The 16252-nt window shown below is 58.6% G+C and carries 16 protein-coding genes; 9 read left to right on the forward strand and 7 right to left on the reverse strand.

Annotated elements, in window-relative coordinates; genetic code table 11:
- Nucleotides 1–102: 102 nt before the first annotated feature.
- The 6 genes from gcvP (at nucleotide 103) to ACXZ66_RS09685 (ending at nucleotide 7244) form a co-directional block, all read left to right on the forward strand.
- Complete coding sequence (gene gcvP, locus ACXZ66_RS09660; protein ID WP_458748425.1) at nucleotides 103–2964, forward strand: aminomethyl-transferring glycine dehydrogenase; 2862 nt, start codon at nucleotides 103–105, stop codon at nucleotides 2962–2964.
- A gap of 21 nt (nucleotides 2965–2985) precedes the next feature.
- Nucleotides 2986–4053, forward strand: coding sequence for a glycine cleavage system aminomethyltransferase GcvT (gcvT, locus tag ACXZ66_RS09665; protein ID WP_458748426.1), 1068 nt, complete (start codon nucleotides 2986–2988; stop codon nucleotides 4051–4053).
- 3 nt (nucleotides 4054–4056) lie between these two features.
- Complete coding sequence (gene gcvH, locus ACXZ66_RS09670) at nucleotides 4057–4446, forward strand: glycine cleavage system protein GcvH (RefSeq protein ID WP_458748427.1); 390 nt, start codon at nucleotides 4057–4059, stop codon at nucleotides 4444–4446.
- 11 nt (nucleotides 4447–4457) lie between these two features.
- Complete coding sequence (gene lipB, locus ACXZ66_RS09675; RefSeq protein WP_458748428.1) at nucleotides 4458–5234, forward strand: lipoyl(octanoyl) transferase LipB; 777 nt, start codon at nucleotides 4458–4460, stop codon at nucleotides 5232–5234.
- Nucleotides 5235–5294: 60 nt separating this feature from the next.
- On the forward strand, nucleotides 5295–6338 hold the full coding sequence (gene lipA / locus ACXZ66_RS09680) for a lipoyl synthase (RefSeq protein WP_458748429.1): 1044 nt from the start codon (nucleotides 5295–5297) through the stop codon (nucleotides 6336–6338).
- Nucleotides 6339–6446: 108 nt separating this feature from the next.
- Entirely contained in the window at nucleotides 6447–7244 is a 798-nt protein-coding gene (locus ACXZ66_RS09685; RefSeq protein WP_458748431.1) for a DUF4191 domain-containing protein, read from the forward strand.
- 249 nt (nucleotides 7245–7493) lie between these two features.
- Here ACXZ66_RS09685 and ACXZ66_RS09690 read toward each other — a convergent pair whose 3' ends face one another.
- Nucleotides 7494–7967 (reverse strand): RDD family protein, encoded by a 474-nt coding sequence (locus ACXZ66_RS09690; protein ID WP_458748433.1) that lies wholly within the window; start codon nucleotides 7965–7967, stop codon nucleotides 7494–7496.
- Between the two features lie 128 nt (nucleotides 7968–8095).
- Between ACXZ66_RS09690 and glnA the strand changes: the two genes are divergently transcribed.
- Entirely contained in the window at nucleotides 8096–9532 is a 1437-nt protein-coding gene (glnA, locus tag ACXZ66_RS09695) for a type I glutamate--ammonia ligase (protein ID WP_458748434.1), read from the forward strand.
- A 60-nt stretch (nucleotides 9533–9592) separates the two neighbouring features.
- Here glnA and ACXZ66_RS09700 read toward each other — a convergent pair whose 3' ends face one another.
- From ACXZ66_RS09700 to ACXZ66_RS09710, 3 genes are read right to left on the reverse strand one after another with little or no spacing between them, the layout of a single operon-like run.
- Nucleotides 9593–10219, reverse strand: a complete 627-nt coding sequence (locus tag ACXZ66_RS09700; RefSeq protein WP_458748435.1) for a glycoside hydrolase family 25 protein — start codon at nucleotides 10217–10219, stop codon at nucleotides 9593–9595.
- Nucleotides 10207–10896, reverse strand: coding sequence for a PIG-L deacetylase family protein (locus ACXZ66_RS09705; protein ID WP_458748436.1), 690 nt, complete (start codon nucleotides 10894–10896; stop codon nucleotides 10207–10209). Before ACXZ66_RS09705 ends, ACXZ66_RS09700 begins: the two co-directional genes overlap by 13 nt.
- A gap of 24 nt (nucleotides 10897–10920) precedes the next feature.
- Nucleotides 10921–11448 carry an NUDIX hydrolase gene (locus ACXZ66_RS09710; RefSeq protein WP_458748437.1) on the reverse strand — a complete coding sequence of 176 codons (528 nt, stop codon included), beginning with the start codon at nucleotides 11446–11448 and terminating at the stop codon, nucleotides 10921–10923.
- Nucleotides 11449–11495: 47 nt separating this feature from the next.
- Between ACXZ66_RS09710 and ACXZ66_RS09715 the strand changes: the two genes are divergently transcribed.
- Nucleotides 11496–12173, forward strand: a complete 678-nt coding sequence (locus ACXZ66_RS09715) for a hypothetical protein (protein ID WP_458748438.1) — start codon at nucleotides 11496–11498, stop codon at nucleotides 12171–12173.
- Between the two features lie 21 nt (nucleotides 12174–12194).
- On the opposite strand, the gene ACXZ66_RS09720 is transcribed toward ACXZ66_RS09715, so the two are convergent.
- The 3 genes from ACXZ66_RS09720 to thrC are packed head-to-tail and all read right to left on the reverse strand — an operon-like array spanning nucleotide 12195 to nucleotide 14775.
- Nucleotides 12195–13169 carry a trypsin-like serine protease gene (locus tag ACXZ66_RS09720; RefSeq protein ID WP_458748439.1) on the reverse strand — a complete coding sequence of 325 codons (975 nt, stop codon included), beginning with the start codon at nucleotides 13167–13169 and terminating at the stop codon, nucleotides 12195–12197.
- Between the two features lie 4 nt (nucleotides 13170–13173).
- On the reverse strand, nucleotides 13174–13320 hold the full coding sequence (locus tag ACXZ66_RS09725; RefSeq protein WP_458748441.1) for a hypothetical protein: 147 nt from the start codon (nucleotides 13318–13320) through the stop codon (nucleotides 13174–13176).
- Between the two features lie 9 nt (nucleotides 13321–13329).
- Nucleotides 13330–14775: a threonine synthase gene (gene thrC, locus ACXZ66_RS09730; protein ID WP_458748442.1), complete on the reverse strand. Its 1446-nt coding sequence runs from the start codon at nucleotides 14773–14775 to the stop codon at nucleotides 13330–13332.
- 133 nt (nucleotides 14776–14908) lie between these two features.
- On the opposite strand from thrC, the gene ACXZ66_RS09735 reads away from it, so the two are divergent.
- Nucleotides 14909–16252, forward strand: a complete 1344-nt coding sequence (locus tag ACXZ66_RS09735) for an MFS transporter (protein ID WP_458748443.1) — start codon at nucleotides 14909–14911, stop codon at nucleotides 16250–16252.

The following is a 16252-nucleotide window of genomic DNA, read 5'->3' on the forward strand; positions in this document are numbered from 1 at the left end:
CACCCCTGGGACGTGGCGGTTTTGTGATTGCCCGTCGCGAACCTGGAAAACCCAATATGATCTGGGCATAACTAATTTCTCCCAGATATAAGGAGTAGCAGTATGGCATTGCCACCGTTGGCTGAATCAGCGGCCTTCATTCATCGTCATGTGGGGCCTAATGCCCCGGAACGGGAGGGAATGCTTCACAGCGTTGGTTATGAATCGCTCGACGCACTTGTAGATGCTGCGCTTCCTCAAAGCGTCAAGGCCGAGGTGACCCCGCGGCTTCCGGCCGCACTCACCGAGAACGAAGCTCAGAACCGCCTGCGCGAGCTGGCCGGCAAGAACAAGGTGCTCAAGGCGTTCTATGGCCAGGGCTACTCCTCTACTTTGACCCCACCGGTGATCCGCCGCGGCGTCATCGAGGACGCGGGCTGGTACACCGCATACACCCCGTATCAGCCCGAGATTTCCCAAGGTCGCCTGGAAGCCTTGCTAAATTTCCAGACCATGGTCCAGGAACTGACAGGTCTACCGATTTCAAATGCATCGCTTCTCGACGAGGCTTCTGCCGTCGCCGAAGCAGTCGGTCTGATGAGCCGAGCTGTGAAGAAGGGCCGCCGCGTCATTCTGGATCAGCGCCTGCACCCACAAGTCATTGCCGTGGCATCCGAGCGCGCCCGCGCCATCGACCTTGAGGTAGAGGTCACTGCTCTTGATTCCGCCCTTGTCGGCGAGGACTTGGTGGGCGTTGTTATTGCCTACCCAGGTACCGAGGGCGACCTGGTCAATCCAAAGCCGATCATTGATGCCGTCCACGAGCGTGGCGGCTTGGCTGCCCTAACCGCCGACCCGCTGGCTTTGATGTTGCTGGAAAGCCCAGGTTCGATGGGCGCTGACATCGTGGTGGGTTCTACTCAGCGCTTCGGTGTGCCGCTGTTCTACGGTGGTCCGCACGCAGCATATATGGCTGTCACTGACAAGCTCAAGCGCCAGATGCCGGGTCGCCTGGTTGGTGTATCCAAGGATGCAGAGGGCACCCCAGCGTATCGCTTGGCGTTGCAGACGCGTGAGCAGCACATCCGCCGCGAGCGCGCGACCAGTAACATTTGTACTGCTCAAGCACTTCTGGCAGTTACCGCCTCCTTCTACGCTGTCTACCATGGCCCAACCGGTTTGAAGGCTATCGCGAAACAGGTCCATGAGTGGGCGGCGCGCTTCGCCTCGTCGATAAGCGAGGCTGGCTTGACCGTCAAGCACGCCGACTTCTTCGATACCGTGACCGTCGAGGTCCCGGGCAAGGCGCAAGGCATCGTGGATACCTTGGCCGAGTCAGGCTACCTAGTGCGTGCCATCGGCGAGGACTACGTCAGCGTGAGCTTCGGCGAGGACACCTCCATGGAAGACCTGGGAGCACTGCTGGGTGGCTTCGGCATTCTGAAAATCGCCGAGGAGACGAACTTCCCACTGCCCGAGGAGCTGCTGCGCGCGGAGACCCCACTGACCCATGAGGTGTTCAACAAGTACCACTCCGAAACTCAGATCATGCGCTACATTCGCCTGCTGGGCGATAAGGATCTCGCGCTTGATCGCACGATGATCCCGCTGGGTTCGTGCACCATGAAGCTCAACCCAACCGCGGGCCTCGAGGCCATCACCTGGCCGGGTTTTGCCAACGTGCACCCTTACACTCCTGATGCTTATACCGAGGGGTGGCGTGAACTGATCGAGGAACTGGAGACCTGGCTGGCCGAGCTCACTGGATACGCCAAGGTATCGGTGCAGCCCAACGCTGGTTCGCAGGGCGAGCTGGCTGGTTTACTGGCTATTCGTCGCTACCACGTGGCAAGCGGCGACCATGACCGTGACATCTGTCTGATTCCGGCTTCCGCTCACGGCACCAACGCGGCCTCTGCCACTCTGGCGAACCTGCGTGTCGTGGTGGTCAAGACTGCGGACAACGGTGCGATCGATCTGTCCGACCTGGATGCCAAGCTCGACGAGCACGGCCCGCACGTGGCTGCCATCATGATCACCTACCCGTCGACCCACGGTGTGTTTGATCCGGAAGTCCGCGACGTGGCCGATAAGGTTCACGCGGTTGGTGGCCAGGTCTACATCGACGGCGCGAACATGAACGCACTAACTGGTATTGCCCGCCCGGGTGATTTCGGCGGCGATGTCTCGCACCTTAACTTGCATAAGACCTTCACCATTCCGCACGGTGGTGGCGGCCCCGGTGTTGGCCCGATCGGCGTGGCCGAGCACCTCGTGCCATTCCTGCCTACCGACCCAAATGGGGTCGACCCGATCGCCCCTGCACCAGTGGGCACCGGTGTGCCAAACAATGGCTCCAAGTACGGCTCGGCTGGCGTGCTGCCTATCTCCTGGGCATATATTGCTATGACCGGTGCGGATGGTTTGGCACACGCCACGGCGCACGCGATCTTAGGCGCGAACTACATTGCGCGCGAGCTCGGCAACGACTTCCCTATTCTCTACACCGGCAATGACGGTCTGGTTGGCCACGAGTGCATTCTGGATCTGCGCGAGCTGACCGACAAGTCCGGCGTGACCGCCGCAGACGTGTGCAAGCGTCTCGTCGACTTCGGCTTCCACGCACCTACCTTGGCGTTCCCTGTTGCTGGCACGCTCATGGTGGAGCCCACCGAGTCGGAAGACAAGGAAGAGGTGGACCGCTTCATCACCGCAATGCGCACTATCCGCGCGGAGATCCAGGAAATCATCGACGGCAAGGTTGCCTACGAAGATTCCGTCATCGCGCACGCCCCATTTACCGCGCTTTCGGTTTCCCGCGACGAGTGGGAGTACTCGTTTAGCCGCGAAAAGGCCGCCTACCCGGTTTCCGAGCTGCGTCGCTACAAATACTTCTCTCCAGTGCGCCGTATCGACGAAGCCTATGGCGACCGCAACTTGGTTTGTGCGTGCCCACCACCAGAAGCATTTGATATTTCCAAATAAGAATAAGGAGTACTTAAACCCATGGCGCAATCCCCACTTCACGCTGCCCACGAAAAGCTGGGCGCTACGTTTACCGACTTCGGTGGCTGGGACATGCCGCTGAAGTACGGCAACGAGCTCGACGAGCACCGCGCGGTGCGCGAAACTGCAGGCCTTTTCGATCTCTCCCACATGGGCGAGATTTCCGTGACGGGCCCCGACGCCGGTGAGTTCTTGGACTACGCTCTCATCTCAACTCTGTCCACCCTGAAAGTGGGTAAGGCAAAGTACTCGATGATCGTCAACGAAAAAGGTGGCATCCTCGATGACTTGATCACCTACAAGCTTGGCGAAGAGGACTACCTTGTCGTGCCAAACGCTTCCAACGCCGACACTGTGTGGGCTGCTTTTCAGGAGCGTCTTGGTGATTTCGAGGTCGCACTGAGCAACCAGTCCCTCGAGACTGCACTTATTGCGGTGCAGGGCCCGAACTCGGTGGAGATTCTTTCGCCGCTTCTCGACGAGGACCCCGACCGGCTCTCTTACTACTCCGCCGCTCCCATGAGTTTGCAGGGCACCGACGTGTTGGTCGCTCGCACCGGCTACACCGGTGAGGATGGTTTTGAGCTCTACGTTGCTAATGAAGATGCGCAGGTTGTCTGGGATTATCTGGTGGACAAGGCGACCCCGGCGGGCCTGGCTGCACGCGATTCGCTGCGCCTCGAGGCTTCGATGCCGCTCTACGGCCACGAACTAACTCAAGACATCACCCCGGTTGAGGCTGGGATGACCCGCGCGTTTGCCAAGAAGGAGGCGGACTTCGTCGGCAAGCAAGTGCTCACTGACCGTGCTCCCGAATCTGTGATCGCTGGCCTGACCTCTGATCAGCGTCGCGCAGCGCGCGAGGGCGCTGAAGTTTATCGTGGTGATACCAAGATTGGTGTAGTCACCTCTGGCCAGCCTTCGCCAACCTTGGGCTACCCGATTGCACTGGCACACCTCGACCCGGAGTGCTCGGATATTGGCACTGATGTTGAGATTGACATCCGTGGTCGTCGTTATCCGTTTACTATCAGTAACACACCGTTTTATACGCGAAAGGAAGCATAGAATATGTCTTTGCCGAACGATTTTTCCTACTCCGAAGACCACGAGTGGATCAACTCCACCCCTGAGGCAGCTCAAGGCACCAAGGTGCGCGTGGGTATTACCTCTGTTGCTACCGAGCGTCTCGGCGAGGTCGTCTTTGCTGAGCTTCCTGAGGTCGGCGACACCGTGACCCACGGCGAAACCTGTGGCGAAGTCGAGTCCACCAAGAGTGTCTCTGACCTTTACGCCCCTGTCACCGGCACCGTGACCGCTGTTAACGATGCGGTAGACGCTGACTACTCGCTGATCAACTCGGATCCATTCGGCGAAGGCTGGCTCTTCGAGGTTGAGGTCGAGGAAGTTGGTCCTTTGATGAACGCCGAGGAGTACGCAAAAGCGAACGGCGTGGACTAAAGTTTCGGGGTATGACTGCGCCCCGTGATCCATTCTTCCCAGCAGACAAATCTATCCGAGCCTCGGCCGAGCCACTAGACGTGCGCCGGCTGGGGCTTGTTGATTATCAGGAGGCCTGGGATTACCAGGCCGACCTCGCTGCAAAACGCGCCACCGGTGAGGTTGGCGATACCGTTCTTGTGGTCGAGCACCCCAATGTGTACACCGCGGGCAAGCGCACCCAGCCAGAAGACCGCCCCACGAACGGCCTGCCGGTCATCGATGTTGACCGCGGTGGCCGCATCACCTGGCACGGGTTGGGCCAGTTGGTGGTCTACCCCATTATCAAGTTGGCTGACCCGGTAGACGTGGTCGATTATGTCCGCCGCATTGAAGAAGCCCTGATCCACTCGGTGCGCCAAAGCGGCGTGACTGAGGCAGGTCGCATCGACGGCCGCAGCGGTGTGTGGGTCCCCGATACCGTCGCAGCGCTAGATCCTGCTGCGCCGAAGCGCGACCGCAAGATCGCCGCGATTGGCATCCGTATTACCCGCGGTGTGACTATGCACGGCATGGCCCTGAACTGCAATAACACCCTGGACTACTACGAGCACATCGTGGCTTGCGGGATCGACGACGCCGACAACTCCACGATTAGTCTGGAGCTGGGTAAAAACGTCACCACTGACGATATGGCCGATCCTCTCCTCCAAGCTCTGGACGACACGCTCTCAGGGCGAATGACAGTGGCGGACCATTCATTCAAGTCAGCCCCAGACCCGTCAAAGGGCCTGCGCAAGAAGCACTAATAATCCCATAGGGTTATGTGTACTCGACACATCTACAAACGAAAGATAACCTAAGTAACTGTGACTATTGCACCTGAAGGACGCCGCCTACTCCGCATCGAAAAGCGCAACATGGAGACTCCTATTGAGTCCAAACCGCGCTGGATCCGAAACTCCGTTAAGACAGGTCCTCACTACGAGGACATGAAGAAGAAGGTGAAGGGCGCTGACCTGCACACCGTTTGTCAGGAGGCAGGCTGCCCGAACATTCACGAATGTTGGGAGTCCCGCGAGGCTACCTTCCTTATCGGCGGCAATAACTGTTCCCGTCGCTGTGACTTCTGCATGATTAACTCCGCAAAGCCAGATCCCTTGGACCGCGAGGAGCCACAGCGCGTTGCCGAGTCCATCCAAGAGATGAACCTGAACTACGCCACCATTACTGGCGTGACCCGCGACGATCTCGACGACGAGGGTGCCTGGCTCTACGCCGAGGTCGTGCGCAAGATCCACGAGCTCAACCCAAATACCGGTGTCGAAAACCTCACCCCTGATTTCTCCGGCAAGTCTGACCTGCTGCAGGAAGTCTTCGAGGCTCGCCCAGAGGTCTTCGCCCACAACCTGGAAACGGTGCCAAGCATCTTCCGCCGCATTCGCCCGGCTTTCCGCTACGACCGTTCCCTCGACGTGATCAACCAAGCCCACGAGTTCGGCCTGATTACCAAGTCCAACCTGATCCTGGGCATGGGCGAGACCCGCGAGGAAGTTCTGACCACGCTGCAGGACATGGTCGATGCCGGCACCGACATCATCACCATTACCCAGTACCTGCGCCCTGGCCCTGGCTACCACCCGATTGAGCGTTGGGTAAAGCCTGAGGAATTCATCGAGTACCGCGACGCCGCCTACGACATGGGCTTCGGCGCCGTTATGTCCGGCCCACTGGTGCGTTCTTCCTACCGCGCCGGCAAGCTCTACGTCGAGGCCATGGAGAAGCGCGGCCTCGAGCTTCCTGCAAACCTGCAGCACCTGAAGCAGACCTCCCAGGGTGCCACCGATCAGGAGGCATCGACCTTGCTGGACAAGTACGGTGAGTCCACCGACCACCCGGTCGCTGCTCATTAGTTATTCCTTACATAAAGATCTTAACGACGATTACCTGCCGCGCAGGTGGTCGTCGTTAAGTATTGGTGCAGTTAAACAAATGTGGGGCGACCCGCTAAAGTAGAGGCCATGGCTGAATCCAAACGTGACAAGGCTGCCAACAAGGCGGCGAAGAAGGAAGAACGCGCCGCTAAGCGTGCGCAACGCAAGCAAACTTGGTCGCAGATGTGGCAGGCATTCCAGCTGCAGCGCAAGCGTGACAAGAAGCTGATCCCATTAATGGTGCTTGCCGTGGTGGGTGTGGCTGCTGTCTTCTTCCTGCTTGGCCTGATCTGGGGTGGCCATTGGTACATGCTGATCCTGGGCATCCTGGTCGGTGCGGTACTCGCGCTGTGGATTTTCACCCGTCGCCTGGAGAACTCCATGTACGACCAGGTCGGTGACACCCCCGGTGCCGCTGGCTGGACGCTGGAGAACATGAAGAACTCCGTAGGTATCGCGTGGGTGACCAAGACCGGTGTTGCTGCGAATACGCACATGGATACCATTCACCGCGTGGTGGGCAACCCCGGCGTCATCCTTGTCGGTGAGGGCAACCAGAAGCGCCTGAAGCCAATGATGGCCAAGGAGCATAAGCGCATTGATCGCCTGCTGGCCGGCGTACCTATTTATGAGGTCTACGTTGGCTCCGACGAGGAAGCCGGGCAGGTTCCGCTAAAGAAGCTGCAGCGCCACATGCTGAAGTTCCCTCGTAACTACAAGAAGAACGAGGTCTACTCGGTTTCTGCCAAGGTTGATGCCATGGATGCTGTCCATGGTGGCAATATGGCTGGGTTGCCAAAGGGCCCAATGCCACAGCAGGCGCAGAACATGTCTGGCATGAATCGTCGCATGCGCCGTATGCAGGAGCGCCGCGGAGGCAAGTAGTTCTTGGCCTGTTCAGCCTAATTTTGGTTTGACCTAGCTCCCCGCACCGATGGGATTCGGTGCGGGGAGTTTTTGGTTCTCCGTGTGGTCGAAAACTTGGCCACCGATTATCGACCATCCGAAAATCGGCATCGGTTGCATCGTGCAATTCCCCAGGTCAAATGTTGTCGCGGCAACGAAAAATCCCGGATGGTCGATAATGGATTTCGACCACCCGGGATCACCAGCGGGAAAATCTGCCCGCCGCCCCTAAGCTCGGATCACCGTGGTGCCGGTTGCCCGGTCATGCATCCCACGGCCGTCAGAATCAACGAGTGCGGCAGGCAACACGAAGGCGGTCAACAACGTGCGCACTGCGGCACGCCAAAAGCCCACCTGGGCGCCATCAACATCGATGCGCGCAACACCCATGCCCAGCAAGGCCATACCTGGGGTGCGAGCAAAGAGCCAGCCACACAGGATGCCCATGACAATCCACACCATCAGTTGCAGGGTGGCTTGTCCACCGAGCGCATCGGTGAACATTAAGATGAAGGAGGCAATGATCATAGCAATGACCCAGTCAATGAGCACTGCCCCGGCACGACGGGCAACCGACGCTTGAGACCCGGGCCCCTTCTGTGGGAGTCCGATTTTTTCGCCGGGCCACCTGCCTTGACCGACTTCGTCGTATTCACCGGGGATCTCAGGTCCGTCGAGCCAGCTGCGCTTTCTTTCTGCCATACGCACTAGCCTAGCCGGGGTTATTGTGGGGGTAAAAACGTGAGATATTACGCATTGTTTTGATAGCGCGATAGATATTAACGTATGCTCGTTTCACGTACACATTAGTCAAGCGAGGAGACATCACAGTGGCCTTCGAAAATGTTCAGGACATAATCAAATTCATCAAGGACGAGGACATTGAGTTCCTCGATGTCCGCTTCACGGATGTCCCAGGCATCGAGCAGCACTTCTCCCTGCCAGCAAGCGAGTTCACCGAGGATTCCGCTGAAGAGGGCCTGGCATTTGATGGTTCTTCGGTGCGTGGTTTCACCACCATCGATGAGTCCGACATGATTCTCCTGCCAGACCCAACCACCGCACGCGTGGATCCGTTCCGTTCGACGAAGACGCTGAACATGAAGTTCTTCGTCAACGATCCTTTCACCCGCGAGCCTTTCTCCCGCGACCCACGCAATGTGGCAGCGAAGGCTGAGGAGTACCTGCAGTCCACCGGCATCGCAGACACTGCTTCCATGGGCGCTGAGGCCGAGTTCTACATCTTTGACAAGGCAAAGTACTACGCAGGCACCAACAAGGCGTTCTACGAGCTTGATTCCGACGAGGGTTGGTGGAACCGCGGCAACGACACCCAGCTCGACGGCACCCCAAACCTGGGCAACCAGACCCGCATTAAGGGCGGCTACTTCCCTGTTCCTCCCTATGACAAGACCATGGAGCTTCGCGACGCAATGGCGAAGAACCTGCGCGACGCTGGTTTCCACCTGGAGCGTTTCCACCACGAGGTGGGCACCGGTGGCCAGAACGAGATCAACTACCGCTTCAACTCGCTGCTGGCTGCTGCGGATGATCTGCAGTCCTTCAAGTACATCATCAAGAACACTGCTGCACAGCACGGCAAGGTGGCTACCTTCATGCCTAAGCCACTCGCAGGCGACAACGGTTCGGGCATGCACGTCCACCAGTCGCTGTGGAAGGACGGCAAGCCACTGTTCTACGATGAGTCCGGCTACGGCGGCCTGTCCGATATCGCCCGCTACTACATTGGTGGCATCCTGCACCACGCTGGCGCGGTTCTTGCCTTCACCAACCCAACCCTGAACTCCTACCACCGCTTGGTCAAGGGCTTCGAGGCTCCCATCAACCTGGTGTACTCGCAGCGTAACCGCTCGGCTGCCGTGCGTATCCCAATCACTGGTTCCAACCCGAAGGCAAAGCGCATCGAGTTCCGCGCGCCGGACCCATCAGGCAACCCATACTTGGGCTTCTCCGCAATGCTCATGGCTGGCCTGGACGGTATCAAGAACCGCATCGAGCCACACGCTCCAGTGGATAAGGACCTCTACGAGCTGCCTGCAGAGGAAGCAAAGTCCATTCCTCAGGCACCAACCTCTCTCGAGGCTTCCTTGGCTGCACTGGAAGCAGACCATGACTTCCTCACCGAGGGCGACGTGTTCACCGAGGACTTGATCGAGACCTACATCAACCTCAAGTACGAAAACGAGATCCAGCCTTCTCGCGTTCGTCCTACCCCGCTTGAGTTCGAGCTGTACTTCGACGTCTAAGCCAATCGACGTCTAAACCAGACGCGAGCCAAAACCCTGAAGTTTTCTTCAGGGTTTTACTCATGCCCGCACCGCATTAATGTCCACGCTAAAGCCAGCTACCTGCGCCTTCGAGCCGAACTGCCACATCCTAGGAGTCTGCCCGCCCACGGGCCGCGACCACACCTTGGCCTCATCCCCGGGATACAACTCTGCAGGTGTGCCGGGAATATCAGGGCCATAATCCGCCAACCACAGCGAGCCGAATTCCCGCGAGTCTGGGTTGCCCATGCGCCAACGCCAGTATCTGGCATAGGTATAAACACCAGCCACCGGCACACCACGCAAACGAAACTCCGAAATGGCCGCGCGGACATCGCCCGCAGACAAACCGGCTGGGGTCTCGCAGTCGATCCACACAGGAACACCAGGAACACTAGGAACACCAGCCGAGCCCATCACAGCCACGGAAGCCGCAACCTGCTCGGCAACTGTGGTGCCTTCAGAGGGGTTGCGCAGGTAGTGGTAGGCGGAGATTTGCAGGCCTGCGGAGAGGGCGTCGTCGATATGCGAGCGATACGTGCGGTCTTTGTACGTGCCATCCGTCGTGCGCACCACCGCGAACCTGATGCCCTCGGCGGCCGCGCGAACGAGCGAGAGGCCGTCTTGGTGCTCGCTGACGTCGATGCCGAAGGTTACATGTCCCATACGGCGAAGCGCACGGCGCAGGCCGAATCGCCCACGGCGACGGTGTTGAACTCGTGGACTTCGCGCGGCGAGGGGTGATCCGGCAAATCGGCAAGATATTCCTTGTGAGCGGCCAGCGAGGCAATCCCCTTCTCATAAGCCTCGCCTTCGACGTCGACATAATGGGTCGGCGCAGCGTGTCCGCCCACGAGGAACTTGGTGGCCTTGTGCGGCTCGCCGAGCTCGGGGAAAAGCCAACGATTGTCGGCGTCGCGGATGGCGTCGCCTGCCGCCTCGCCGGTAACGCGGTGGTCGATGTGGTTAATGCCCCATGGCGCCTGCCAGGCGAAATTCGAAGTGACTACCCAGTCCGGCTTGAGCTTGCGAATCTCGCCCGCAATCGCGCGGCGCAATGAAACGCCGGGTTCCATCAGACCATCGGGGAAATCGAGAATAGTCAGCGAAGAGACACCCACGATATCGCAGGCATTCTGCTGCTCGACCGCGCGCAGTGGCCCCACGACCTCAGGCGGTCGCTGCATTCCGGCCTCGCCGGCGGTCATCAGCAGGTAATCCACTTGGATGCCTTGCTCAGTCCACGCGGCAACGGCGGCTGAAATGCCGTATTCCAGATCGTCGGGATGGGCAACAACGCAGAGGATGCGGCCTACGCCAGTGGTGTCTAGTTTTTCAGTCATGGCCCCAGACTAGCCAGAAAGAACCTAGTTGCGTTTGGTAAAGCCCATCCGCGGGGTGAACTTCTGCGGGTGCTTGCGCTGCGCTGCGCCATCGGCGATAAGAAGGCGCCATTTTGGGTCCTTCACCGGCATGTGTGCAATAGAGAACCAGCCGACCTCAAGGCTTTCATCGTCGCCAACCACAGGCTCAAGCGTTGGATCGTCGGCCTCGAGGCGCACTGCGATGGACTGGTAGGACGCTTGGTCCCCGTTGGGATGCGTGACAGGACCGACGGTGCCCACGGCCAGCAGTGCGACCGGGGTGACATGAAGTCCTGTTTCCTCAAGAACTTCACGACGAGCCGCATCGTGCGCCTCCTCGCCCGGTTCACAGATCCCAGTCACAGGGCTCCACTCCCCGCTCTCGACGCTCTTAACCAACAGCACCTCGGGCACGGCCCACGGAGAATCATCCGTGGAATCCCGCAGCACAATCGCGGCCGCAGCAGGGATCCACATTGGGTCGTGGCCAATCTTTTTTCGCGTTTCGACGATGAACTCTGGGGTAGGCATGTTCCATACTCTAGCTGGCGTGCCATGGCCTAAGATAACTTGTTGTGATGAGCTCTCCCTCCAACAGTCGCTTCAAGATCCCAGCCGCCGTTCACTACGTTGGTTTCGCGGTACTTCTTGCGGCTGCAATCGTCGCGATTGTGCTGCTGGCACGCCACGAGGCCACTGCTGTCAACCGCCCCGGCAAGACTGCCGGCGTTGAGTGGGGCTACCAGGACATTCCGGCCGATCCGAATCAAACCTTGGCGCAGGTACAGCCCTGGCTGATCAGCAACGCCGAGGTTAGCGATACTCACTCGGGTCTGAAGCTGACTGGCACGCTCACCCAAGATGCAGAGCTCAATCCGAATACCGTGACCGGGCACATCAATGCGCTGCTGTTTGATAACTGCATCAGCGCAATGTCGCTGCAAACTCAGGAGAACATGCAGTTCGATGCCTATGGGTACTGCCATTCCGGCATGGACCCGGCAGCGCTTAGTTCCCTGTACAAGGCAGCACTGGCCAATAACGCAGACGCACTCATGATTGCGGACTTCCCCACCGAAGTGCCACACTCACGCGCGCAGTACGTCTGGTTTGCTAACACCACCGAAGAGATGAACGCCATCATCGATTCCTGGGATTCCTTAGCAAAGACAATGCCCACCCTCAGGCTGGTCACTTTTGTTGTCTATGGTCCTGATGATGCGCAGATGCGCGACTTCTGGTGGACCGGCAGCTAGCCAAAACCTGGCTAGCCGAAATTACCAGGCCTGCTCATTCCAGGTGGCATCGGGAACAATGCGATTGATTACTTCGAGCGCCTGCGCCGAGGTGGAATAAGACATCAACATCTGGCGGCCAGCATCGGTGGAACAGTCACTCACCGAAGTACCAGCCTCAGTCCCGGAGACTACTCCGATGATGGCAGACCGGCCGTTTATGTCGTTGAATACGGGCCCACCAGAGTCACCTTTGGCGGCACAGACCTGGGCGATATCGCCTTGGGTGCGCACTTCTGCACCGGAGTCGGCCATGACAACCTGGGTACGATTCGCCTGTTGAAATGCGCCACAGGTATGGCCCGTTGTGCCACCGGTCTTGCAGACCTCGGCTGTGGGATCACTGTTTAAAACCAGACCGGTTTCGATAGACTGCCCCACGACTTGCATCTCGCGGTTCGGGTCGGTGATCTCAATAATGCCGATATCCGTACCCGTCTCGTTGCCCACCGCTAATTCGGAGTACATCCCGGAATAAATGAAGTGGCCCGCTTCGCTTGCGTAGTCCCAGGCATACATGGCATTGGTTGGCCAGACTAAATCGCCCTCTTTTCCGCAGTGCCCAGCAGTTACCCCGTAGGTGCGTCCGTCTTGGCCACTGAAAGAAAACGCCACAGTGCACGACTGCGCGCTAAACATTTCCCCTGGCTGTGGGTAGTGATCAGTAGTCTGAATCAGGGTACCCGGTGCCCAGGGGGCGGCCAGTGGCGTGAGCACATTGGCAGCACCAGTTGGCGAATTAGCCTGCACACTCGAGTCCGGCGGAGCAGAAGAACTAGAGTCCACCTGTGGCGCAGAGGTGCCCTGCGCATTCTGCTGCCCTGCGGATTCCGTGTACCCCAGCCACGCAACGGCAGCAACAACAAAACTGACAATGACGATCAGGGCCGACCACGAGGTCAGCCCACTATCGCCGCTGCTGGAGCCGGAAGAACTAGTCGAAGAAGATCCGCTCACGGGCCTACTCCGCCTGCGAGTTGTCGTCGTCGGAACGTTCCTGCTCTTCCTCTACGTGCTTTTGCTCAGCCTGAACTTTTAGATCACGGATGAACTTCTCTGGATCGAAAGAAATGTTGTACTCGGGGCCAGCGAATTGCTCCTGTGCCATGCGCTCTCCTTACTTCACGTCCACCGCCGCAATGGAATCGGCGATGAATTGCTTCACCTTCTCCGCATCATTAGGTAGGTCGGTCACGTAACGCTCTGCGTCCATGATGCCAGCGAAGCGCTCCGGGGTGGCAGGCTCTTCGCCGGTCGCTTCGACAATCGTATCCGAGAACTTCACCGGCAACGCGGTCTCAAGGACAACAATGTTGGTATCCACAGCGTCCTGCCAGTCGCGGGCAACCTTCACACCATCGGCGGTGTGCGGATCGATCATCACATCGAAGTTTTCCTTCGTCTCGCGAATAGTCACCAGACGGTCAGCATGTGTCGACTTACCCGACAAGAAGCCATAGGTGTCGCGCACCTTCGAGCGGTATTCTTCGCCCTCAAGGGAGAATCCCCCCTGCTTTACGTCCACACCAAAGTACTGCGCGGTGCGCTCAGCGTCGCGGTCGAGCACGTCGAAGATGAAGCGCTCGAAGTTGGAGGCCTTGGAAATGTCCATGCTTGGCGACGAAGTCGCCACGGTTTCCGCTGCGGAACGAGGAATGTACTTGCCGTTGGTAAAGAAATCGTTGAGCACGTCGTTCTCATTGGTTGCCACGATCAGGCGATCGATGGGCAGACCCATCTGGCGGGCAACGTGGCCAGCGCAGATGTCGCCGAAGTTGCCGGTTGGCACCGAGAAGGACAGCTTTTCGTCGTTAGTGTTAGTCACGCGCAGATACGTGGAGAAGTAATACACGGTCTGAGCCAGCAGGCGTGCCCAGTTAATCGAGTTCACGGCACCGATACGGTACTGCTTCTTAAACTCGGCGTCGGCGTTAACTTCCTTGACAATGTCCTGACAATCGTCGAAGACACCGTCGAGGGCAATGTTGAAGATGTTCGGATCATCCAACCCAAACATCTGCGCTTGCTGGAACGGGGTCATGCGCCCAGCCGGGGTGAGCATGAACACGCGAATGCCCTTGCGTCCGCGCATGGCGTATTCCGCAGACGAGCCGGTATCGCCGGAGGTGGCGCCCAGGATGTTGATGGTCTCGTCGCGACGCGAAAGCTCGTACTCAAAGAGCTCGCCGAGCAGCTGCATCGCCATATCTTTAAACGCCGCAGTCGGACCATCGGAGAGGTGCGCGATGAGCAAGTGCTCGTCGATACGCGTCACTGGCACGATGTCTTCTGTTTCGAAGACGGGGGTGCGGTAGGCGCGCGCGGTGATCGCCTCGATGTCGGCGGCTGGGATGTCGTCGATGTAGAGCTTAAGGATTTCGGCGGCCAGTGCCGCGTAGCCCTTGTCCGCGAGTAGCGTGCGCCACTGCGTGAGAGTCTCGCCGCTGATCTGCGGGTACTCAACTGGCATGTACAACCCGCCGTCGGGCGCCAAGCCGGACAGCAGGATGTCGGTGAACTTGTACGTCGTGCGGGAGGCATCGCGAGTTGAAATGTAATCCACCACCTATACATTACTGATCCTGAGCAACAATGAGGCACTTGGCTCTGGGTTTGTCAGGGTTTAACTGGGTTTGTCTGGCAGCTGTCTACTTGTCACCTGTCTAATTTGTGAATAGGGAGTAGAGTTTGCTCCCATGGCCACACCCGATCCCCGTGAAGTTGTTACGACGAAAGCCCTTACTGTCTGGGGAGCTGCGTGCATTGTCTACATTGTGGCGATCCTCGGGCGCACATCCTTCGGCGTAGCCAGCGTTGACGCGATTGATCGGTTCCAGGTCGATGCCTCCCGTATCGCGGTGTTTACCTCCGTGCAGGTCGGCGTCTACGCCCTTTCCCAGATCCCGATGGGCCTGCTCATCGACCGCTTTGGGCCACGTCGCATGCTGGTCGCGGGTGCGCTGATCATGGGCGTCGGGCAGATTTTGCTTGGCTTTACGACGAATTACTGGGTAGCCATCGCAGCTCGAGTTCTCATCGGCATGGGCGATGCCACGGCCTTCTTGTCAGTCATGCGCATTCTGCCGTACTGGTTCCCACTAAAGAAAACTCCGGTGTTTACCCAGCTCACGGCATCATTCGGGCAGATCGGCCAGTTCCTGTCTGCCGTGCCTTTCCTCTGGTTGCTGAACACGAGCGGCTGGACCGTTGCCTTTGTTACTTTGGGCGCCATTGGAATCTTGGTCTCGCTGGCCGCATTTGTGGCCGTGTCGGATGCTCCGGAAGATTCCACACCGGTAAAGGCCGAGAAAAAGGCAAGGTCCGGTGAAGGGCGTGTCTCCCTCGGCCAGTCGTTGAAGACCGTTTTGACCTCTCCGATTTGCTGGCAGGCCTTTTTTATTCATGGTGTTTCGATGCTTTATGTCAACGTTTTCTCGTTGCTCTGGGGCATGCCGCTGATGACTCTAGGCATGGGCCTGCCCCAGACTCAGGCCGGCATGGTGCTGGTGGTCAATACCATCTCCGCCGTTATCGCGGGCCCTATCCTGGGCATCATCTCTGCGCGTGCAGGCAATAAGCGCACAAACGTTGTCTTCGTCGCTACCGCGATCAATACCGGTGCTTGGGTTCTGTTCTTCCTCAGCCCCGAACCACGTGGCCTCGTCGCGATCATCGTGCTCAACATCATCATGGCGTTTGCAACGCCTGCATCGAACTTTGGTTTCGATCAGATCCGCGAAAAACTGCCGAATGGTGTGGTGGCCACCGGTACTGGGTTCGGCAACATGGGCGGATTCCTTGCCGCGATGATCGCGGCCCAGCTCGTGGGTATTCTGCTGGATCAGCACTCGCATGGCCAGTCCTACCAGTGGCTGGATTTCCGCTTCGCGTGGCTTGCGGTGTTCGGCGTGTGGGCCGTGTACATGGTTGGGCTGATCACCACGTATATCAAGATCAAGCGTCAGAGCGCACAAAAAATCGTCATCGTGGACATGGAAGATCCAGAGGAAAATTCAAAGCCCGACGACGACGAGAACTAG

The organism is Corynebacterium sp. S7, from assembly GCF_054401105.1.